Source organism: Mesorhizobium sp. M8A.F.Ca.ET.207.01.1.1, assembly GCF_004794715.1.
Lineage (GTDB): Bacteria > Pseudomonadota > Alphaproteobacteria > Rhizobiales > Rhizobiaceae > Mesorhizobium.
The window spans coordinates 1-347 of the sequence record NZ_SRUS01000273.1 but is presented as its reverse complement, the minus strand read 5'-3'; the positions used below and the strand labels follow the sequence as shown (position 1 = coordinate 347).

Here is a 347-nt window from a genome sequence, read left to right as displayed (position 1 = left end):
CGTCTCCTTCCTGTAGCGCGGCAACGCCGGCACCACGCTGGCCCCGCTGTACCGCCTGGGTGCCTCGTGGCAGGCCAACCCCTGCGACTTCACCTGGGCAGCCAGCGTCTACAGCCTGGAGAGCATCGACGCCTGGCAGGTGAAGGGCCGTGCGGCCGGTGGCCGCGTCACCTGGTCGCCCTCGCCCAGCGACGGGGACGTACTGCACCTGGGCCTGTCGCTGGCCCGCGAGGCGTATGACAACCCCGGCGCCAATGGCGTGCCCGGCCTGCGCATCCGCCCGCGCCCGGCCGGGCACCTGTCCGACGAGAGCCGCCTGACCCTGGTCGACTTCTCCGCCGGCCGCG

The 347-nt window shown here is 73.8% G+C and carries 1 protein-coding gene; it reads left to right on the top strand.

Going from position 1 to position 347, the window contains the following annotated elements:
• Positions 1-37: 37 nt before the first annotated feature.
• A partial coding sequence (locus EN850_RS34505) for a porin (RefSeq protein WP_348642454.1) occupies positions 38-347 on the top strand: 310 nt, incomplete at its 3' end.